This window comes from Streptomyces sp. NBC_01669, assembly GCF_026339735.1.
GTDB lineage: Bacteria > Actinomycetota > Actinomycetes > Streptomycetales > Streptomycetaceae > Streptomyces > Streptomyces yanii.
Window position 1 is genome coordinate 6,241,597 of record NZ_JAPEQG010000001.1, and the last position, 20,904, is coordinate 6,262,500.

The 20,904-nt window shown below is 70.0% G+C and carries 18 protein-coding genes and 1 pseudogene; 10 read left to right on the forward strand and 9 right to left on the reverse strand.

What is annotated here, in order from left to right; all coding sequences use genetic code 11:
* Positions 1–111: 111 nt before the first annotated feature.
* The 7 genes and pseudogenes from OG972_RS27930 (at position 112) to OG972_RS27960 (ending at position 6,750) form a co-directional block, all read left to right on the forward strand.
* Positions 112–1,458, forward strand: coding sequence for an extracellular solute-binding protein (locus OG972_RS27930; RefSeq protein ID WP_266985977.1), 1,347 nt, complete (start codon positions 112–114; stop codon positions 1,456–1,458).
* Entirely contained in the window at positions 1,455–2,414 is a 960-nt protein-coding gene (locus OG972_RS27935; RefSeq protein WP_266985979.1) for a carbohydrate ABC transporter permease, read from the forward strand. Before OG972_RS27930 ends, OG972_RS27935 begins: the two co-directional genes overlap by 4 nt.
* Positions 2,411–3,292, forward strand: coding sequence for a carbohydrate ABC transporter permease (locus OG972_RS27940; RefSeq protein ID WP_266985981.1), 882 nt, complete (start codon positions 2,411–2,413; stop codon positions 3,290–3,292). Before OG972_RS27935 ends, OG972_RS27940 begins: the two co-directional genes overlap by 4 nt.
* Before the next feature lie 24 nt (positions 3,293–3,316).
* Positions 3,317–3,634, forward strand: a pseudogene (locus OG972_RS27945) (family 43 glycosylhydrolase); the annotation flags it as partial.
* A gap of 69 nt (positions 3,635–3,703) precedes the next feature.
* Entirely contained in the window at positions 3,704–5,221 is a 1,518-nt protein-coding gene (locus tag OG972_RS27950) for an alpha-N-arabinofuranosidase (protein ID WP_266985983.1), read from the forward strand.
* 111 nt (positions 5,222–5,332) lie between these two features.
* A complete protein-coding gene (locus OG972_RS27955; RefSeq protein WP_266985985.1) occupies positions 5,333–6,127 on the forward strand; it encodes an EI24 domain-containing protein in 795 nt (264 codons plus the stop codon).
* 14 nt (positions 6,128–6,141) lie between these two features.
* Positions 6,142–6,750, forward strand: coding sequence for a LysE family translocator (locus OG972_RS27960; RefSeq protein ID WP_266985987.1), 609 nt, complete (start codon positions 6,142–6,144; stop codon positions 6,748–6,750).
* Positions 6,751–6,765: 15 nt separating this feature from the next.
* Here OG972_RS27960 and OG972_RS27965 read toward each other — a convergent pair whose 3' ends face one another.
* Both OG972_RS27965 and OG972_RS27970 read right to left on the reverse strand, forming a co-directional pair.
* A complete protein-coding gene (locus OG972_RS27965; RefSeq protein ID WP_266985989.1) occupies positions 6,766–8,700 on the reverse strand; it encodes an NAD(P)/FAD-dependent oxidoreductase in 1,935 nt (644 codons plus the stop codon).
* Between the two features lie 102 nt (positions 8,701–8,802).
* The gene (locus OG972_RS27970) at positions 8,803–9,426 is read right to left on the reverse strand and encodes a TetR/AcrR family transcriptional regulator (protein WP_266985991.1); all 624 of its coding nucleotides are present in this window, start codon (positions 9,424–9,426) and stop codon (positions 8,803–8,805) included.
* Positions 9,427–9,586: 160 nt separating this feature from the next.
* On the opposite strand from OG972_RS27970, the gene OG972_RS27975 reads away from it, so the two are divergent.
* Positions 9,587–12,058: a beta-glucosidase gene (locus OG972_RS27975; RefSeq protein WP_266985993.1), complete on the forward strand. Its 2,472-nt coding sequence runs from the start codon at positions 9,587–9,589 to the stop codon at positions 12,056–12,058.
* 68 nt (positions 12,059–12,126) lie between these two features.
* Here OG972_RS27975 and OG972_RS27980 read toward each other — a convergent pair whose 3' ends face one another.
* Positions 12,127–13,128 carry an aldose epimerase family protein gene (locus tag OG972_RS27980; RefSeq protein ID WP_266985995.1) on the reverse strand — a complete coding sequence of 334 codons (1,002 nt, stop codon included), beginning with the start codon at positions 13,126–13,128 and terminating at the stop codon, positions 12,127–12,129.
* A 30-nt stretch (positions 13,129–13,158) separates the two neighbouring features.
* Positions 13,159–14,076, reverse strand: coding sequence for an SGNH/GDSL hydrolase family protein (locus OG972_RS27985; RefSeq protein ID WP_266985997.1), 918 nt, complete (start codon positions 14,074–14,076; stop codon positions 13,159–13,161).
* A 350-nt stretch (positions 14,077–14,426) separates the two neighbouring features.
* On the opposite strand from OG972_RS27985, the gene OG972_RS27990 reads away from it, so the two are divergent.
* Positions 14,427–14,921 (forward strand): DUF3145 domain-containing protein, encoded by a 495-nt coding sequence (locus OG972_RS27990; protein WP_266985999.1) that lies wholly within the window; start codon positions 14,427–14,429, stop codon positions 14,919–14,921.
* Positions 14,922–15,124: 203 nt separating this feature from the next.
* Here OG972_RS27990 and fabF read toward each other — a convergent pair whose 3' ends face one another.
* The 5 genes from fabF to OG972_RS28015 form a co-directional block, all read right to left on the reverse strand.
* The gene (gene fabF / locus OG972_RS27995) at positions 15,125–16,387 is read right to left on the reverse strand and encodes a beta-ketoacyl-ACP synthase II (protein WP_266986001.1); all 1,263 of its coding nucleotides are present in this window, start codon (positions 16,385–16,387) and stop codon (positions 15,125–15,127) included.
* Positions 16,388–16,464: 77 nt separating this feature from the next.
* Positions 16,465–16,713 (reverse strand): acyl carrier protein, encoded by a 249-nt coding sequence (locus tag OG972_RS28000; RefSeq protein ID WP_266986003.1) that lies wholly within the window; start codon positions 16,711–16,713, stop codon positions 16,465–16,467.
* Between the two features lie 63 nt (positions 16,714–16,776).
* The gene (locus OG972_RS28005; protein WP_266986005.1) at positions 16,777–17,778 is read right to left on the reverse strand and encodes a ketoacyl-ACP synthase III; all 1,002 of its coding nucleotides are present in this window, start codon (positions 17,776–17,778) and stop codon (positions 16,777–16,779) included.
* A gap of 13 nt (positions 17,779–17,791) precedes the next feature.
* Positions 17,792–18,706, reverse strand: a complete 915-nt coding sequence (locus tag OG972_RS28010; protein WP_266986007.1) for an ACP S-malonyltransferase — start codon at positions 18,704–18,706, stop codon at positions 17,792–17,794.
* An 89-nt stretch (positions 18,707–18,795) separates the two neighbouring features.
* The gene (locus tag OG972_RS28015; RefSeq protein WP_266986009.1) at positions 18,796–19,995 is read right to left on the reverse strand and encodes a CdaR family transcriptional regulator; all 1,200 of its coding nucleotides are present in this window, start codon (positions 19,993–19,995) and stop codon (positions 18,796–18,798) included.
* Between the two features lie 128 nt (positions 19,996–20,123).
* Here OG972_RS28015 and OG972_RS28020 point away from each other — a divergent pair, with 128 nt between their 5' ends.
* Positions 20,124–20,780 (forward strand): pirin family protein, encoded by a 657-nt coding sequence (locus OG972_RS28020; protein WP_266986011.1) that lies wholly within the window; start codon positions 20,124–20,126, stop codon positions 20,778–20,780.
* The last annotated feature ends 124 nt before the right edge of the window (positions 20,781–20,904 follow it).

Below are 20,904 nucleotides of genomic sequence, written 5' to 3' on the forward strand. Positions count from 1 at the left end.
GGACATTGTTCGGAATTCTTGCGCGACCCATTGACGCGCAAGCGCTTCGATTTTACGGTCCGTTCGAAGTTACGGGCAGCATTCGGGATTTCGAATAAGTGAGGGCAGGGAATGGGACGACCTGGCCTGAATCGCAGGCAACTGATCACGGGGCTGGGCGGGTTGGCCGTCGCCGGCAGCTTCGGCTTCGCGGCGTTGGGAAGCGGTGCGGACGCCCTCGCGTCGAGCGCGGCCTCCCGGGTCCGCTACTGGAATCTCTTCAGCGGCGGCGACGGCTCCAACATGATCGCGATGCTGGACGCCTTCCGTAAGGCCAACTCCGGTATCGCGGTGAAGGACGCGACCCTCCAGTGGGGAAATCCGTACTACACCAAGCTCGCCATGGCGGCCGCCGGCAGCCGCGCTCCGGACCTCGCCGTGAGCCACCTGGGACGTGTCGCGGGCTTCGCGCCAGGACGGCTCCTGGACCCCTGGGACACGGACCTGCTCGCCAAGTTCGGCGTACGCGAGCAGGACTTCAACCCGGCGCTGTGGAAGCGCGCCGTCATCGACGGCAAGTTGTACGCGCTGCCGCTCGACATCCACGTCCAGCTGAACTTCTATCGCAAGGACGTCCTCACGAAGGCAGGCCTGCTCGGCGACGACGGCCTCATCGTGCCGATCGCCTCCACCAAGGAGTGGTTCGACGCACTCAAGGCCGCCAAGAAGGCCACCAAGAACGGGTTGCAGACCGTCGGTATCCACGCCAACGACCAGAACTTCGCCTGGTGGTTCTTCGTCGCCTTCTACACCCAGCTCGGCGGAACCTACTTCAACGACGCGATGACCGAGGTCACCTTCGACGAGGACAAGGCCACCCAGGTCCTGGAGTTCCTTCGGCAGCACGTCACCGACGGGTACGCCACCGCGGGCGCGGCCGACGCCGAGCAGTTCATGAACGGCTCGCCGTTCACCTGGGAGGGCAACTGGTCGGTCCCCGTCTACTCCGGCGCGAAGATCGAGTACGGCGCCGCCCCGCTGCCCCCGGTCTTCGGCAAGCAGGCGACCCACGCCGAGTCGCACTCCTTCGTCCTGCCGCACCAGTCGGACCGAGGCGGCTCCTCCAACGAGGGCGCGCACCGACTGGCCGCGTACATCGTCAAGAACGCCCTGGCCTGGGCGGCGGGCGGGCACATCCCCGCGTACACGCCGACCCTCGGATCCGCCGCGTACAAGAAGCTCACGCCACAGAACGAGTACGTCTCCGCCATGGATCACCAGGCGACGGAGCCGAAGGCCTGGTTCTCGGGCTCCACCGGGACGCTCGCCGCCCGTATCGGGCCGGTCGTGGCCTCCTCCACCCTCGGCTCGGCCAAGCCCGCCGCGGCCGCCCGCCGCATGAAGAACGTCCTGGAAACGCTCCTGGCCATGAAGAACCCGATGGATGGCAGGACCGCCGCGCAGGGAGGTGCCGCATGACGACGACAAACGCCGAGGCCGCTCTCGCGCCCGCTTCGAAGTCGATACGTTCCATCAGCTCGGGGGATACGGAGAGCGCGCGGGCCCGTGTGGGGCGGGCGCTCCAGCACGGCGGCTGGTTCGTCGCGCCGTTCCTCGTGCTGTTCGCGCTGTTCGTGATCTGGCCGGTCCTGCGCGGCGTGTATCTGAGCTTCACCGACGCCAACGTCTCCGGCGTCGGTGCGAACTTCGTCGGCTGGGACAACTACCGCGAGGCGTTCGACGACCCGCTGGTGTGGGACTCCCTCGGCCACAGCGCCTACTTCACGCTCCTGGTCGTACCCTGCATCACGGTCCTCGCCTTCCTGATGGCGATGCTCGCCCACCACATCGAGCGCGCCAAATGGCTGTGGCGGCTGTGCTTCTTCGCCCCGTTCCTGCTGCCGTCGACGGTCGCGAGCAACCTGTGGCAGTGGCTGTTCAACCCCGGCACCGGGATGGTCAACCACGTCCTCGGCATCGACACGCCCTGGCTCACCGACAAGTCCACGGCCATGCTCGCCGTCGTCATCACCACCCTGTGGTGGACGGTCGGCTTCAGCTTCCTGCTCTACCTGGCCGCGCTCCAGACCATCCCGGACCACCTCTACGAGGCGGCCAAGCTGGACGGCGCCAACGCCTGGCACCGCATGGTGCACATCACCGTGCCGATGCTGCGCAACATCACCGGGCTCGTCATCGCCCTGCAGATCCTCGCCTCGCTCCAGGTGTTCGACCAGGCGGTCGTGATCTATGACTTCGGCCCGGGCCCCGAGGAATCGACCCGCACCTTCGTCCAGTACACCCTCGAAGAGGGCTTCACCAGCTACCGCGTGGGCTACGCCTCCGCGATCTCCATCATCTTCTTCGTGATCATCGCGGCCGTCGCCCTCGGGCGCATGTGGCTGCTGCGCAAGCGTGAGGAGGGCGTGCGATGACCGCCACGCAGATACGTGTCAAGACCGGCCCGGTCGGGGCGGGCAAGGTCCGCAAGCCCTGGACCGCCGGCCAGATCGTCCTCACCGTGGTCGGCGTCGCCGTCTCCGCGGTGTGGGTGGCCCCGCTGGCCTGGGCGCTGTTCACCTCCCTGAAGTCGGAGACCGAAGCCGTCGAGGTGCCGCCGCACTGGCTGCCGAAGGTGTGGACCGCCCAGGCGTGGAAGGCCATCTTCGAGACCGGCAACATCACCAACTGGTTCGTGAACTCGCTCGTCGTCTCGGTCTGTGTCACGGTCGTCGTGCTGCTGGTCAGCGCGCTCGCCGGATACGGCTTCGCACGCACCGAGTTCCGCGGCAAGGGCGCCCTGATGGGCCTCGTCATGGCCGGACTGATGGTCTCGCCCGCGGTGCTCGGCGTACCGCTGTTCAGCACCGTCCAGTCGATGGGCATGGTCGACACCTACTGGGGCATGATCCTGCCGCAGTGCGCGCCCGCCGCGATGGTCTACATCCTCTACAAATTCTTCCAGGGGATTCCGAGGGAGCTGGAGGAGGCCGCCTTCATCGACGGCGCCGGTCGCTGGCGGGTGTTCTTCACCATCATCGTGCCGCTGTCCCGGCCCTCCCTCTCCGCGGTCGGCATCTTCACCTTCATCGCGTCCTGGAACAACTTCCTGTGGCCGTACATGGTGACCAACAACCCCGACCTGATGACCATGCCGAACGGCATCGCGACCGTGATGAATTCCTACGGCATCCAGTGGGCCCAGCTCATGGCCGGCGGCCTGATGGCCGGGCTGCCGCTGATCATCGTCTTCGTCTTCTTCCAGCGTCAGATCGTCAGCGGCGTCGCCCACACCGGCCTGGCCGGGCAGTGACCCGTACCGAGACCCCGGAGGCGCCGCTACTACTACCTGCTCGCCTCGTGCGACGCCTGTTGCTCCGGGCTGAGCGCCACGTACAGGATCAAGGCGGGCCGTTCGGCCTCCGTCACCGGTCCGTACGTGGACAGCAAAGGGGTACCGATGCTGGAGGGCGGCGGTGATCTGCTGCTGGCCGCGCACGGTTCGTACATCGGCCCCGGCGGGCAGTCCGGCATGAAGGACCACGGCCGGGACGTGCTCGTCCACCACTACTACGACGGCGAGGACAACGGCGTCCCCAAGCTCGGCCTGAACGAACTGCGCTGGAGCCGCGACGGCCGGCCCGTCGTGGGATGACCCAGCACACGCACAGTCCTGCTCATTTTCTCGACCGATGACCGAGATACCGAACACACCGAGGAAGCCATGACCCGCACCGCGCGCTTCACCCTCGACCCGGCGTTCACCGTCGGCGACGTCGACCCCCGCCTCTTCGGCTCCTTCGTCGAGCACCTCGGCCGCTGCGTCTACGACGGCATCGTCGAGCCCGGCCACCCGGCCGCCGACGAGGCCGGCCTGCGTACGGACGTCCTCGAACTGATCCGTGAGCTGGGCGTCACCGCCATCCGCTACCCCGGCGGCAACTTCGTCTCCGGCTACCGCTGGGAGGACGGCGTCGGCCCCGTCGACGAGCGCCCGCGCCGCCTCGACCTGGCCTGGCGCTCCACGGAGACGAACCGCTTCGGGCTCTCCGAGTACATCGCCTTCCTGAAGAAGATCGGCCCCCAGGCCGAGCCCATGATGGCCGTCAACCTCGGCACCCGGGGCGTTCAGGAAGCCATCGAACTCCAGGAGTACGCCAACCACCCGGCCGGCACCGAACTCTCCGACCGCCGCATCGCACACGGCGACAAGGACCCCTTCGGCATCAGACTCTGGTGCCTGGGCAACGAGATGGACGGTCCCTGGCAGACCGGCCACAAGACCGCCGAGGAGTACGGGCGGCTCGCCGCCGAGACGGCGCGGGCGATGCGCCAGATCGACCCGTCCGTCGAACTCGTCGCCTGCGGCTCGTCCGGCCGGTCCATGCCGACCTTCGCCGAGTGGGAGGCGACGGTCCTCGCCGAGACGTACGACCTTGTCGACTACGTCTCGCTCCACGCCTACTACGAGGAACTCGACGGCGACCGCGACTCGTTCCTCGCATCCGCCGTGGACATGGAGTCCTTCATCGAGAGCGTTGTCGCCACCTGCGACCACGTCGGGGCCCGCCTCAAGTCGTCGAAGAAGATCAACCTCTCCTTCGACGAGTGGAACGTCTGGTACATGAGCCGCACCCAGAAGGAGGCCGAGGAGAACCCGCTCGACTGGCCCGAGGCGCCGCGCCTGCTGGAGGACAACTACACGGTCACGGACGCCGTCGTCTTCGGCACGCTGCTCATCGCGCTGCTGCGCCACGCGGACCGGGTGACCGTCGCCTGCCTCGCCCAACTGGTCAATGTGATCGCCCCGATCATGACGGAGCCCGGCGGACCCGCCTGGAAGCAGACCACGTTCTTCCCGTTCGCCCAGGCCGCGGCCCACGGGCGGGGCCAGGTCCTCGACGTGCGGGTCGACTCGCCCACGTACGAGACGGCGAAATACGGTGAGACGGACCTGCTGCACGCCACCGCGGTCCGTGACCCGCAGACCGGCGCGGTCACGGTCTTCGCGGTCAACCGGAGCCAGGACGCGGAGCTTCCGCTCGAAGTCGCCCTGCACGGCCTCGACCTGACGGCCATTGCCGAACACCAGGTCCTCGCCGACCGGGACCCCGACGCCCGCAACACCCTCACCGACCCGCAACGCGTCACCCCGCACCCGGCGGACGGCACCACGCTCGACGGCGGCGTGCTGCGGGCGACGCTGGAACCGATGTCCTGGAACGTGATCCGTCTGACCTGAGCGCGGCAGAGGCCGCGCCCGTCCGGCGTTCGAGGACAAATCGTCCCGTCGGACGGGCCCGGCCCCGACTCCCCGGTCACCGGCGTCCGCCGCCGCCAGTACGCTGACGCCATGCGTGATCTAGGGGCGGGTTTCAGCTATTTGATCAAGGGGCAGCGCTGGGTGGCCCGGCACGGACGATGGTTCGGCTTCGGTCTGATCCCCGGCCTCATCACACTCGTCGTGTACGCGGGAGCGCTCATCGGTCTCGGCTACGGCGCCGACGACCTCGTCGCCTGGGCGACCCCGTTCGCCGACGACTGGTCCAGCCCCTGGCTCGGTCTTCTCCGCACCACGCTCACCGTGCTGGTCTTCGCGCTCGGCCTCTTCCTCGCCGTGATCACGTTCACCGCCGTGACCCTGCTGGTCGGCCAGCCGTTCTACGAGTCGCTCTCCGAGGAGGTCGACCGCACGGAGGGCGGCGAGGTCCCCGAGTCCGGGCTGCCGCTCTGGCGCGAACTGTGGATCTCCGCCCGTGACAGCATCCGCATCCTGGTGCGTGTCACGCTCTACGCCGTCCTGCTCTTCGCCCTCGGATTCATCCCGGTCGTCGGCCAGACCGTGGTCCCCGTCATCGGCTTCTGCGTCACCGGCTACTTCCTCGCCGAGGAACTCACCGCCGTCGCGCTCCAGCGCCGTGGCATGGTCCTGGCCGACCGGCTCGTCCTTCTGCGCGGCCGCCGCATGCTGATCCTCGGCTTCGGCGTACCGCTGGGGCTCGCCTTCCTGGTCCCGTTCGTCGCCGTGTTCCTGATGCCGGGCGCCGTCGCCGGGGCCACCCTGCTTGCCCGGGACCTGGTGGCGCCGCCCGCCGACGACGAGGACGCGTCCCCGTCCCCGTCCCCATACAGCGTCAACACGGACTGAGGAGACCTGAGCCCATGACCGAGATCATCGCCGTCGCCGTCATCACCGTCCTCGCCGTCATCAGCCCGGGCGCCGACTTCGCGATGGTCGTGCGCAACAGCTATCTCTACGGCCGGACGACCGGGCTCCTCGCCGCCGCCGGTGTTGCCGCGGGTGTCCTGGTCCATGTCACGTACACCATGCTCGGCGTCGGGCTGCTGATCGCGTCCTCGACCGTCCTGTTCACCGCGATCAAGCTGGCGGGTGCGGCGTATCTCGTCTACATCGGGGTACGGACCTTCTTCGCCCGCAACGACCTCGCCGTCGACCTGGAGTCGAAGCCGGGACTGAGCCGGCTCGGGGCCCTGCGCACCGGCTTCCTCACCAACGCGCTGAACCCCAAGACCACGCTCTTCGTCGTGTCGACGTTCACCCAGGTCGTCGGACCCGACACCGGCCTGTGGCGGCAGGCCGGCTACGGGCTCTTCATGTCCCTCGCCCATCTCGGCTGGTTCGGACTGGTCGCGCTGTTCTTCTCGCACGCCCACCTGCGCACCGCGATGCTGCGGTGGCAGAAGGTCCTCAACCGGGGCATCGGATCGGTGCTCGTCGGACTGGGCGTCACGCTGGGCCTCGCCCGCTGAGGTCCGCGACGGACGTCAGCTCGTGTGCACTTCCAGCGCCGTGCGGACCGCCGACTCCAACGCCCCTTCGATCCAGGCGGGCTTGACCGAGGTGTGGCAGCCCGCGAAGTGCAGCGGCCCCTCGACCGAGCGCACATCGGCGAACAGCTCGGTGTGCTGGCCGGGCAGCAGCACCGACGCCTCGCCGTACGCGTACGGGTCGCGCATCCACGACTGGGTGGCACCGACCCCCGTGTAGAAGACTTCGATGCGCTGCCCGTACACGTCCTGCACGCCGCCCAGGGCGTGCGGGTAGCGCTCGTCGTCGTCCAGGGAGTCCCATTTCAGTGCGTCGTCGGCCCAGCTGTACGAGGCGAGGAGGACACCGCCCTTGCTGCCGTCGACCGGGTGGGAGGGCTGGAACATGAAGCGGTTGGCGTTGTCCGTGACGGATCCGCCGCCGATGACATGCGCCGCCTCGGGCTGGTCGCGGGCGGTCGCGCGGTACGCCGCATAGTGCACGCGCTGGTTGGGCGGCAGATGTCCGGGCGGTACTGAGGGGTGCGCGCCGAGCAGTGAACCGTCGGCCGGCGCCTTGCCGAGCCGGTACGCGTCGTACAGACCGGGCCGGATCCTCTCCAGCTCGGCCTTCCAGTCCTTTTCTTCGAACTCCCACCAGCGGAGGCTGAATTCGAGGAGCACCTTGGTGGCCGCGTCGTAGTGGATCTCGGTGATCGCGCGCCGCTTGCCGTACGAGAGCGCGGGCGTGACCGGGATGTGGCGCAGCCCGGAGAACGGCACGGTGACGATCGCCCGGTCGCCGGTGAACGTCTCCCGCACAACCCTGCCGTTACGGCCCTCGGACACCGTCTCGACCCGGACGCTGTCGGCTTCGTAGCTGATCCTGGCGGCCCGGCGGTCCAGCCGCACCAGGTCCTTCACCCGTGCGTACATGGCGTCGGCCAGGGTCGCCGTGCCGTCGGGCAGCTCGTAGAACGCGGTGTCCGGGCTGATCAGGGAGGCTCCGATGAAGCTGTGCACAAAGGCGAGATGGAGCCGCGAGGTGAGGTTCTCGACCGTACCGATGAGGTCGATGGTGCGCTCGTCGAGCTTGGCCGCCTCGGTCAGGAAGCGGAGCATCGACCAGTGCCCGTACCGCTGGATGACCCGGGCCCAGCCCTCGACGAGCTCCCGGCCCTCCTTGCCCTCGAACTCCTTGCGTACGGGCGCGAAGGCCTCCCGCACGATGGTCGAGGCGGTCTTGTTCTCGAACTCCGTGGGGACCCCGAAGGAGCGGTTGAGCACCTGCGGCTTCTTCGCGTAGTCCGCCTTGCGGACCCGGATGCCGTTGACGTGGATCCAGGTGTGGTTGACGGGCTCTCCCGCACCGTCGACATCGACGAGGTAGAAGCGGCGGCGCTTCAGATCGAAGCTGTCCATGAGCCCGGTGACGAGCGGGTGGCTGTCGGGGATCCGCATCGCCCCGGCCTCGGCGTACTGCTTCGAGTCGGCGAACGGCGCCTTCGCGTTCTCGTGGCCGCCCTTGCGGAAGGTCTTGATACGGCCGCCGACCCGGTTGCCGTTGGCCTCGATCACGGTGACGGTGTGCCCGGCGCTGCTGAGCAGATGGGCGGCGGTCAGCCCGGCCGGACCGGCACCGATGATCAGCACCTTCTTGGGGGGCTTGAGGCTGCGTGGCAGGCCCTTGGAGAGCAGGACGTCGCGGTAGTGCGGCACCAGCGGCTCGTCCTGCTCGTCGCGTACGAGGACGGCGCGGGCGATGGTCAGGCAGGCGTTCCAGTCGGAGCCGGGGGCCGCCTCGGGGGCCGCAGGGGCGGCAGGCGCGGCGAGGGAGTCGGGTGTGGCCGCGTTCGCCGAGGTCACGGTGGTCGTGGCGAGGGCGGCGGCACCCGCGATCATGCTGCGCCGCGAGGGCAGGGCAGAGGTCGCTTCGGCTGGCTTATTGGTCATGCGGACACCCTGGGGGGCGCGGAACGGAGTGCGTTGCCCGGACGCGCGTAGACCACTCGGAATCACTCGCAGGTGCCGCTTATCGATCTTGTCGTATCGGTGTTATCGCAGGTCATCTGACTCGCGGGTGGAGTCGTCGCGCTCGTCGGCGGCGTCCGGGGACCCCGGCTGCAACAGCCGTAGGAAGTCCCGGAACGCGGCCGGCATGTCCACCGATCCGGGGTCGAGCAACCACTGGTACTGGAGCCCGTCCAGCACTGCCACGAGCAGCGGCGCGGCCCGCTCCGGGGTGAGACCGCCCGGCAGTGTCCCGCCGTACTCCGCGCGCAGCATGGCCGCCATGCTCGCGCGCACCTGTGTGTAGCGGCGGGTGAAGAACTCCCCGGCCGGATGGCCCTCCGTCACGCTTTCGCCGAGCAGTGCCGAGAACGTCTGGACGACGCCGGGGCGCATCGCGTTGTACTCGACGAGCGAGTCCAGCAGATCCACCCGCCAGGTGCCGTCACTGCGGGCCCCGCCGCCCGTATCCCACTGGTCGCGCTCCTCCAGTACGGCGACGAGCAGCGCATCCTTGGTCGGGAAGTAGTGCAGCAGGCCCTGCTGGCTCAGCCCGACCCGCTCGGCGACCGCGCTCAGCGTGGCGCCGCGGTAACCGCGTTCGGCGATCACTTCCAGCGTGGCGCGGAGGATCTCCGCCCGCCGCTCCGCGGTTCTGGCCCGCACCATCGCGCCCGGCCCCTTTCGGTGCTGTCGGTCCCTCAAGCAGGACCGTACGCCATCCCCGACACGGCGCATAACGAACAGATAACAAAGCTTACTGCTCTACTGGTAACCGAGTCACCATGGAGACAATTCCGCAGAGGATTTACCACGAGGAGGTACGGCCGTGGCAGGCGCGTCCACACCCATCCAGCCCGACGAGGCCCGCGAGGCCGCGGTCGAAGCGGCGCTGGCCGCACTCGGACTCGACGACAAGGCCCGGCTGCTGGCCGGCCAGGACATGTGGTCGCTGCCTGCGCTCCCCGCCGTCGGCCTGGGTTCGCTCGTCATGTCCGACGGCCCGATCGGTGTCCGCGGTGTCCGCTGGACCGCCGAGGACCCCTCCGTCGCCCTGCCCTCGCCCACCGCGCTCGCCGCGACCTGGGACCCGGCGCTCGCCCGCCGCGCGGGCCGGCTGCTGGCCCAGGAAGCCCGCCGCAAGGGCGTGCACGTCCTCCTCGCCCCGACCGTCAATCTCCATCGGTCGCCGCTCGGCGGGCGCCACTTCGAGACGTACAGCGAGGACCCGTACCTCACCGGCGAGATCGGCGCCGGCTATGTGCTCGGCGTCCAGGACGGCGGCGTCGGCACGACCGTGAAGCACTTCGTCGCCAACGACGCCGAGACCGAACGCTTCACCGTCGACAACATCGTCGCCCCGCGCACGCTCCGTGAGATCTACCTGGCTCCGTTCGAACGGATCGTCAAGAACGCTCACCCATGGGGCATCATGGCCGCCTACAACCAGGTCAACGGCTCCACCATGACCGAGCACCGCTACCTGCAGAACGCGGTGCTGCGCGGCGAGTGGGGCTTCGACGGCTCCATCGTCTCCGACTGGCTGGCCGCCCGCTCCACCGGCGCCGCGATCAACGGTGGCCTCGACATCGCCATGCCGGGGCCGAAGACGGTGTACGGAAAGGCGCTGGCCGCGGCCGTCCGGGCCGGTGAGATCGAGGAGTCCGTCGTCGACGGGGCCGTGCGCAACGTGCTGCGCCTCGCCGCCCGCGTCGGCATCCTGCACGGCGCCCCGCCCGTCGTCGACCCGGCGGACCACCCCACCGGCATCGACGGCGACGCGCTCGCCCGCGAGATCGCCCGCCGCTCCTTCGTCCTCGTACGCAACGAACGCGCCGCGCTCCCCATCGACCCGGCCGCCGTGCGCAAGGTTGCCCTCAGCGGCGCGCTCGCCCGCGACGCCCGCGTCCTCGGCGGCGGCTCCGCACAGGTCTTCCCGCACCACATCGTCTCGCCGCTCGACGGCCTGATCGCCGCCCTGCCCGAGGACGTCCTCGACTACCGCGTCGGCGCCGACCCGAACAACGAACTCGCCCCCGCCGAGAAGGGCTTCGAGCTCCGGGCCGTCTGCTACGACGCGTCCGGCGCGGTTCTCGGCTCGGCGCCGCTGCACAGCGGCACCGTCCAGTGGATCGGCGACGACCTGCCCGACGGCGTGACCCACGAGACGCTCCACAGCGTCGAGATCACCGGCACGTTCGTCCCGCGCGACACCGGCGAGCACCTCTTCGGCACCCGCGGCACCGGAGTGCTCACACTCACTGTCGCCGGCGAGACCCTCTACGACGACATCCACCGGGTCACCGGCTCCTCCGACCCCGGCGAGGCGTTCTTCGGCAACCCACTGGAGCGGGGCCGGACGACCCTCACGGCGGGCACCCCCGTCGAGGTGTCGCTGCGGCAGGTCCCCGAGACGCTCGGCGCCGACTCGCCCATCCTCGGCGTCTCGTTCTCCCTCTGCCACCTCGGCCCGCGCCGTGACCCCGACGAGCTGATCGCCGAGGCCGTCGAGGCGGCCCGTGCCGCCGACACCGCGATCGTCGTCGTCGGCACCACCGAACGCGTCGAGTCCGAGGGCTTCGACCGCACCGACCTGTTGCTCCCCGGCCGCCAGGACGATCTCGTCCGGGCCGTCGCCGCCGCCAACCCGAACACCGTGGTGGTCGTCAACTCCGGTTCCCCGGTGGAACTTCCGTGGCGCGACGAGGTCGCCGCAGTGCTGCTCAGCTGGTTCCCCGGTCAGGAGGGCGGCGCGGCGCTGGCCGACGTCCTGCTCGGCGCCGCCGAACCGGGCGGCCGCCTGCCCACCACCTGGCCGGTCGCACTCGCCGACGTCCCGGTCTCCGTCACGACCCCCACCGACGGTGAACTCCACTACGAGGAAGGTGTCTTCGTCGGCTACCGGGCCTGGGAGAAGGCGGGCACCCGACCCGCGTACCCCTTCGGCCACGGACTGGGCTACACCACCTGGGAGTACGAGTCCCTGACGGCCGCCCCCGACTCCGCCACCGTCCGCCTCCGCAACACGGGCACCCGCCCCGGAGCCGAGACGGTCCAGATCTACCTGGCGCCGACGGACGACACCGCCCAGCGCCCGGCCCGACGGCTGGCCGGCTTCGCCCGCGTCGAAGCGGCCCCGGGCGAGAGCGCCGAGGCCGTGATCGAACTGGACCGGCGCGCGTACGAGATCTGGGACGAGACGGCGTACGACTGGACCCTCGTGCCCGGCACGTACGAGGTACAGGCGGCGCGCTCGCTCGGCGACGTACGCCTGACGGCGGCCACGGAGGTCAAGGAGTAGCGGCAGCCCCTCGGACCGGAGAGCCCCGGAGCGGCACCTGACCCCGCTCCGGGGCTCTCCTCATCCGGTCAGCGCACCGAGAACCCGTACACGGTCGTCGACGCGTACTCCTCGCCCGGCCGCAGCACCGTGCTCGGGAACTCCGGCCGGTTCGGCGAGTCCGGGAAGTGCTGCGTCTCCAGCGCGATCCCGTCGCAGGGCCGGTACGGCCGCCCGTCGAGGTGGTCGGCGGTGTACAGCTGCATCCCGGGCTCGGTCGTGGAGACGGTCAGGACGCGCCCCGAGCCGGGGTCGCACAGCTCGGCCACCGGACCGTCCACCGCCTCGTCCAGCACGAAGTTGTGGTCGTACCCCGTGCCGACCGTCCGCGCCTCACGGAAGTCGAACCGGGTGCCGTCCACCGGCAGCAGCTCGCCCGTGGGAATCGATTCGCCGTCCACCGGCGTGATCCGCCCGGCCGCGATCCGCAGGGTGTGCCCGGCCGCACTGCCGCTGTCGGCGCCGGCCAGGTTCCAGTACGTGTGATTGGTCAGGTTCACCACGGTCGGTGCGTCCGTCGTCGCCCGGTACGCGATGCGCAGCGCCCCGTCCTCGTCCAGGGTGTACGCCGCCGAGACCGCCAGCCGCCCCGGGAAGCCCTCCTCGCCGTCCTCCGCGACCAGCGACAGCTCCACACCGCCCGGGACCTCCCGCGTCTCCCACACGCGCTTGTCGAAGCCGCGGGCCCCGCCGTGCACATGGTTGCGCCCCTCGTTCCGGGTCACGTGGTGGGTCTGCCCGTCGAGTACGAAGGAAGCGCCCGCGATCCGGTTCGCGTACCGTCCGACCAGCACCCCGAAGTACGGGCCCGAGCATGTCTCGTACGCCGCGAGATCCGGCAGCCCGAGCGCCACCCCGGCCCGCATGCCGTCCCGTCCGGGCACCTCCACCGACTGCACGGCGCCGCCGTACGTCAGGACGCGCACCCGCGTACCGGCCCGTTCCAGCGTCCAGCGGTGGACGGCGGTGCCGTCCGCGAGGGTGCCGAAGAGTTCCGTACGTATCGCCGTGCTGCTCAAACCCGTGTCCATGATCACGGACCTTAGACCACGTGCCGGTGGCTACGCCGGGGGCTTCCGAGCCGTGATATTGCGGTACGCGATCTCGGCGAGCCGGGCCTGGCCGCTCAGCCCCGGATGGAACCAGTCCCACTGGCTGAGCTGCCGGCCGGTGAACCGGTAGTCGAAGACCGCACCGCCGTCGTACCGGCAGCGCGGATCCTTCGCGCACACGTTCCGGAGCACTTCGTTGTACGCCACGACCCGCTCCTGCACCGAGGCGCGGCGCGCCTCGGCCCCGGTGCTCATGTCATCCGCATGGCCCAGCATCGACTTGCAGATGCCCAGCTTCCAGATCTGCTTGCCCAGGGGGTTGTCGCGCCCCGTCGACCAGAGGCGTTTGAGATCCGGCACGCTCGACACGTACACCTGTGCCTTCGGCGCCTTGCTGCGGAGCTGACGCATCGACGCCTCGAACGAGGCCCGGAAGTCCGCCACCGGCGTCATCAGTCTCGCCGAGTCGCGGCAGGCGTCGTTGGCGCCGATCATCACGGTCACCAGGTCCGGCTTCCGCTCCGCCGCGAGAGCCATCTGCTCCGGCAATTGGGCGATCCGGGCCCCGGTCTCGGCGTGGTTCCAGCTGTGCGAGGCCGCGCCCGATGAGCCGAGCAGCCGCACCGCCAGGCTCCGGACCTCGCTGTCGGTGCCGGTCGCCCAGGAGGCCTCAGGACAGTCGGCCAGCACGGAGCAGGCGTCGAAACCACGGGTGATGGAGTCCCCGACTGCGGCGACCGACCCGGGACTGCGGTTCCAGGCGGGGGAGGGCGCGGCAGACGGGTGGTGCTGCCCGGCGGCGGAACTCCTGGTCGTCCCGTCCGACCCCGTGTCACAGCCGGCCAGCGCGGCCACGGCGATCACCGGAAGCGCCGTCAGAACGGCGGCACTGGTGCGCGAGCGATGGCTCGCGGAACGATTCTGCATCCCTCATGCCCTCCCGTTTATGCCCCCGGCAACCGCCCTGGCCCCAGGCGACACGCCCGCGCGCCCTGCCGGGTGAAAGCTGTGCGAATGATGGGCCCAGGACCGACGGTACGTCACACCTCGGGCGCCGCCGCACGGTAGCTTTTCCCCGTCGAACCAGTGCTGCGTTCCGCCACCCGACTCCACTTGGGTGGCTTCGTATCATCACATCACGTCGCATATTGTCCTTTTTCTGGAGATTCGCTCCCGATGCTGTTTACTGACGACAACCTCGGGGACCGGCCGAGAAGAGGCGGTATGGGCGCGAGGCCGCTGGGGAAGGCGAACCTCGTCCCACACTGGAGGTCCCGGTGACGACACGTGGAGTCCTGTACGTTCACTCCGCACCGCGTGCGCTCTGCCCACATGTCGAATGGGCGGTGGCAGGTGTCCTCGGCGTGCGGGTTCAGCTCGACTGGGTCAGACAGCCGGCCTCGCCCGGCACCTGGCGTTCCGAGTTCTCCTGGAAGGGCGCCGCGGGGACCGCGTCGAAGCTTGCCTCCGCACTGCGGGGGTGGGATCTGCTGCGCTTCGAGGTGACGGCGGAGCCGTGTGCGACGGCGGAGGGCGAGCGGTACAGCTCCACGCCGGAACTGGGCATCTTCCACGCGGTCACCGGCATGCACGGCGACATCCTGGTGCCGGAGGACCGGCTGCGGGCCGCACTGGCGCGGTCGGTGCGGGGGGAGACGGAGCTGGAGGCGGAGATCGCCAAACTTCTCGGCAAGCCGTGGGACGACGAGTTGGAGTCGTTCCGGCATGCGGGGGAGGGGGCGCCGGTGCGGTGGCTCCACCAGGTGGTCTGACCCATCCGCGGGTGCGGGTCGCGCCTTCGCGGGCCCGCTCCCCTGCCCGTCCCTTCCCGACACCGGAGGCCCCGCCCCGGACCCCGCTGCCCGATCGCCGGAGGAGCATGATCTTCCGCCCGGGCGATGGAGGACATCGTTCAGCCCGGACAGCGGTGAAGCCCGCCTCCCCGAGGGGACGGCGGGCTTCGGCGCGCTGGGGGTCAGACGCTGCGGAACGCCAGCACCACGTTGTGCCCCCCGAACCCGAACGAGTTGTTGATCGCGGCGATCGACCCCTCGGGCAACGGACGGGGCTCATCGCGCACGATGTCCGCCTCCACGGCCTCGTCGAGGTTCTCCACGTTGATCGTCGGCGGAGCCATCCGGTGGTGCAGCGCCAGGACCGTGGCAACGGTCTCGATGCCGCCCGCGCCACCGAGCAGGTGACCGGTCATCGACTTCGTCGCGGAGATCGCGACATGGTCGAGGTCGTCGCCCAGGACCTTGCGCAGAGCCTTCAGCTCCGCGACGTCGCCCTGCGGCGTCGACGTGGCGTGCGCGTTGAGGTGCACGACCTCCGACGGCTTGAGGTCCGTCTGGTCCAGCAGGTTCTGCATGGCGGCAGCGATCCCGCGCCCGGTCGGCTCGGGCTGGGCGATGTGGTGGGCGTCCGCGGACAGCCCCTGTCCCAGCACCTCGCAGTAGACCTTGGCGCCCCGCGCGGCAGCGTGCTCCGCGGACTCCAGGACCACGACGCCCGCGCCCTCGCCGAGCACGAAGCCGTCACGGCCCGTGTCGTACGGACGAGACGCCTTCTCGGGCTCGTCGTTGTTCTTGGACATGGCCATCATGTTGGCGAACGCCGCGATCGGCAGCGGGTGGATGGCCGCCTCGGTGCCACCGGCGAGCACGACATCGGCGCGGCCGGTGCGGATCATCTCGACGGCGTAACCGATGGCCTCGGCACCCGACGCACAGGCGGAGACCGGGGTGTGGACACCGGCCTGTGCGTTGACCTCGAGGCCGACGTTGGCCGCCGGGCCGTTCGGCATGAGCATGGGCACGGTGTGCGGGGAGACGCGGCGTACGCCCTTCTCCTTCAGCACGTCGTACTGGTCGAGGAGCGTGATCACGCCACCGATACCGGAGGCGATGACCGAGCCGAGCCGGTCGGGCTGGATCTTCTCGTCCTCACCGGCCTTGCCGGTGAAGCCGGCGTCCGCCCACGCCTCGCGGGCCGCGATCAGCGCGAACTGCGCCGAGCGGTCCAGCTTGCGGGCGAGCGGGCGGGGCAGTACGTCGCCCGGGTCGACGGCCGCGAGGGCGGCGATCCGGACGGGCAGTTCGGCGAAACGCTCGCCCTCGAGAGGCTTGACGCCGGAACGACCGGCCATCAGACCTTCCCAGGTCGACGCGGAGTCGCCACCCAGCGGAGTGGTTGCGCCGATACCGGTGACGACCACGGTGCGATTGGTCGAGTTCACTGGAAAATCTTCTCCACGTGTAGAGGGTCGTGAATCAGCGGCGCCACCGCCGGGTGGCGACACACGAGCCGGCTGGATCAGGCCTGGTGCTTCAGGATGTAGTCGGCAGCGTCGCCGACCGTCTTGAGGTTCTTGACGTCCTCGTCCGGGATCTTGACGTCGAAGCGCTCTTCGGCGGCGACGACGACCTCGACCATGGACAGCGAGTCGACGTCCAGGTCGTCGGTGAAGGACTTGTCCAGCTGGACGTCCTCGACCGGGATACCGGCGATCTCGTTGACGATCTCGGCGAGACCGCTGACGATCTCTTCCTGGGTGGCGGCCATGTTGGCGCTCCTTCGATGTATTTCTGCAGGGTTCGGACGTCCGGACCGGAAGGTCCGGTGTGCCTAGGGGAGAGTAACGACCGTCGCGGCGTAGACGAGACCCGCCCCGAAGCCGATGACGAGCGCGGTGTCGCCGCTCTTCGCCTGACCGGTCGCCAGGAGCCGCTCCATAGCGAGCGGAATCGAGGCGGCGGAGGTGTTGCCGGTGGTCTCCACATCACGGGCGACCGTGACGTGCTCCGGCAGCTTCAGGGTCTTCACCATCGAGTCGATGATCCGCATGTTGGCCTGGTGCGGGATGAAGACGTCCAGGTCTTCCGGGGCGATCCCGGCCGCGTCCAGCGCCTGCTGGGCGACCTTCGCCATCTCGAAGACGGCCCAGCGGAAGACCGCCTGACCCTCCTGCGTGATGGCCGGGAACTTCTCCGGACGGTCGGCGTGGAACTCGTCCCACGCCACGGTCTGCTTGATCGTCTCGGACTTGTCGCCCTCGGAGCCCCAGACCGTCGGGCCTATGGCGGGCGCCGTGGAGGGGCCGACGACGACCGCGCCGGCACCGTCGCCGAACAGGAACGCCGTCGCGCGGTCGTGCAGGTCGGTGAGGTCGCTGAGCCGTTCCACGCCGATGACAAGTACGTACTCTGCCGAACCCTCGACGATCAAGCCCTTGGCGAGGGTCAGGCCGTAGCCGAACCCGGCGCAGCCGGCGGAGATGTCGAAGGCGGCGGGCTTGCCCGCACCGATCTTGTGGGCGATCTCGGTCGCGATGGCCGGCGTCTGCTTGAAGTGCGAGACGGTGGAGACGATGACGGCGCCGATCTGCTCCGGCGTGATCCCGGCATCGGCGATGGCCTTGCCGGACGCCTCGATGGACATCGCTGCCACGGTCTCCTCCTCGGAGGCCCAGTGGCGGGTCGCGATGCCGGAGCGGGAGCGGATCCACTCGTCCGACGAGTCGATCGTTTCGAGGATCACCTCGTTGGGCACCACACGGGTCGGGCGGTAGCCGCCGACACCCATGATCCGTGCGTACGCGGCGCCCTGGCTGGGCTTGATCTTCGACATGCTCTCGGGCTCCTTAGGCGTCTGCGTGCTCAGCGAGGAGCGCGCGGGCCGCGTCGAGGTCGTCGGGGGTCTTGAGCGCGAGGGTCTGCACCCCGGGCAGTGCCCGCTTGGCGAGACCGGTCAGGGTCCCACCCGGGCAGGCCTCGATGAGCGTCGTGACGCCCAGCTCCTTGAACGTCTCCATGCACAGGTCCCAGCGGACCGGGTTGGCGACCTGGCCGACCAGCCGCGAGATGACCTCGGCGCCGGTGGCGACCGGCTTTCCGTCGGCGTTCGAGACATACGTCACAGTCGGCTCGGAGACCGTCAGCGCCGCGGCGGCCTCGCGGAGCCGGTCGACGGCGGGAGCCATGTGGTGCGTGTGGAAGGCGCCGGCGACCGTGAGGGGCACCACCCGGCGCACGCCCTCGGGTTTGTCCCTGGTCAGCGCGGCGATCTGAGCGGCGGTGCCGGCGGCGACGATCTGGCCGCCCCCGTTGACGTTCGCCGGGGTCAGCCCGAGCTTCTCCAGGTGCGGGACCGTCACCTCCGGGTCACCGCCGAGCAGCGCCGCCATGCCGGTCTCGGTGACCGCTGCGGCGTCCGCCATGGCGAGCCCGCGGGTGCGTACGAGACGGAGCGCGGTCTCCTCGTCGAGGACACCGGCGAGGGCCGCCGCGGTGATCTCACCAACGCTGTGACCTGCGACGACATCGGGCGACGCGGCCAGTGCCGAGGCGGACAGCAGGCCGGCGGCGACCAGCAGCGGCTGAGCCACCGCGGTGTCGCGGATCTCGTCCGCGTCGGCCTTCGTGCCGTAGTGGACGAGGTCGAGCCCGATGGCGTCGGACCAGGCCGCGACGCGGTCGGTGGCACCGGGGAGGTCGAGCCAGGGAGTCAGGAAGCCGGGCGTCTGAGCGCCTTGGCCGGGAGCGACGAGTACGAGCACCCTCACACTCTCTCTTGTGAACGGTCCTGAACGCCCGTGGGGACAGGGACGAAGAACCGTAGGGGGAATTGTTGATGTCCGACAAAAGTCTAGGACTGGGTATCCCTGTCGGCCAGACGCCCCAGAATCAGGGCGATTCGCAACGTGAACGCCGAGCGGACATCGGATGGCGACCACCCGGTGACGTCTGTCACACGTCGAAGCCGGTAGCGCACGGTGTTGGGGTGCACGAACAGCATCCGGGCCGCGCCCTCCAGACTGCTCGCCTGCTCCAGGTACACACTCAGAGTCTCCAGCAGCGCCGAGCCCGCTTCCTCCAGCGGTCTGTAGATCTCCTCCACCAACTGGTCCCGCGCGGCGGGGTCCCCCGCAATGGCGCGCTCCGGCAGCAGGTCGTCGGCCAGAACCGGCCGCGGCGCGTCCTGCCAGGCACCGCACGCCTTGAGCCCGGCGGCGGCGGCCTGGGCGGACCGGGTGGCCGCCAGCAGGTCGGGCACGACGGGTCCGGCGACGACCGGGCCGGCCGCGTACGGGCCGATCAGCGCCTTTGCGACGTGCAGCGGGTTGTCGCTGCCGCCCGCGATGACCACCAGACGGCTGCCGAGCACTCCGGTGAGGACCTGGAGCTTGGCGTGGCGGGCGGCGCGCCGGATCGCCTCGACGGTCAGCTCGCTGTCGCCGTCGGGGGCCGTACCGAGGATCACGCACACATGCTCGGGGGAGTTCCAGCCGAGCGCGGCGGCCCGGGAGACGGCGCCCTCGTCGGCCTCCCCGGACAGCACAGCGTTCACCACGAGCGATTCCAGCCGGGCGTCCCAGGCGCCGCGCGCCTCGGCCGCCTGCGCGTACACCTGGGCGGTCGCGAAGGCGATCTCCCGTGCGTAGACGAGCAGCGCCTCGCGCAACAGCGACTCGTCGCCGGGCGCGGCGACCTCCTCGATCGCGGCCTCCATGACCTCGATCGTCGTGCGCACCATCTCGACGGTCTGGCGCAGTGTGATCGCCCGGGTCAGCTCGCGCGGAGCCGTACCGAATACATCGGTGGAGATGGCCTGCGGCGTCTCCGGGTGCCGGAACCACTCGGTGAAGGCGGCGATTCCGGCCTGGGCCACCAGGCCGATCCATGACCGGTTCTCCGGTGGCATCGCCCGGTACCAGGGCAGCGACTCGTCCATGCGGGCGATCGCGTTCGCGGCCAGCCGGCCGGAGGACTGCTCCAGCCGCTTCAGGGTCGCGGCATGCAGGTGGGCGTCATGTGCAGCAGGCTGCTCAGGATCGGATCGGGGCACGGACACAAGACTGCCTTATCGGGCCGCGGGCGCGGTGGGCCGGGGCCACCGCGGGTCGTACTGCCGAGTAGCGGACGGCCGGTCGCCGGCCGTGACGCAGGGGCGCCGGGCCGGGCTACCGTGGACCCGTGATTTCCGTACAGCGCGCGGACGACCGGTACACGGGCGGGGACGAGGCCGCCGGCATCCTGTCCCGGCACGCTTTCTCCTTCGGCTCCTTCTACGACCCGGACAACCTGCGCTTCGGCGCGATCCTGGCCTGCAACGAGGAGCGACTGGCGCCCGGCGCGGGCTTCGACGAACATCCGCACAGCCACACGGAGATCGTCACCTGGGTCGTCGAGGGAGAGCTGACCCACCGCGATTCGGCCGGCCACGCGACCGTCGTACGGGCCGGAGACCTCCAGCACCTCAGCGCCGCGGCCGGGGTGCGCCATGTCGAGCGCAACGACGGAGACGTTCCGCTGACATTCGTTCAGATGTGGCTGTCGCCGCTCTCCCCGGGTGGCGAACCCTCGTACACGATCGTTCCCGGCATCGCCGACTCCACCCCGTACGCCCTCCCGGAGGCCGGTGCGATGCTGCACGTACGCAGACTGGCTTCCGGGGAGCGCACGGCGGTGCCGGACGCGGCGCGGGTGTACGTCCATGTGGTGGCCGGGGGCGTGTGGATCGGCGACGAGGAGCTGGGGCCGGGTGACGCGGCACGGGTCACCGGCGAGGAGGGGCTGGAGCTGGTGGCGGCCGGGGCGGCCGAGGTGCTGATCTGGGAGCTGTCGGCCTGAGAGCGGGGTGCGAGTGGCCGGGAATTTCGTGTCCCTCGTCGACCTCGGCCTCGCCGACAATCAGCCCGTACCCGACGTGCCCGCGCCGTCGATCGACCCGTTCCTCGAACCCGACATTCCGACC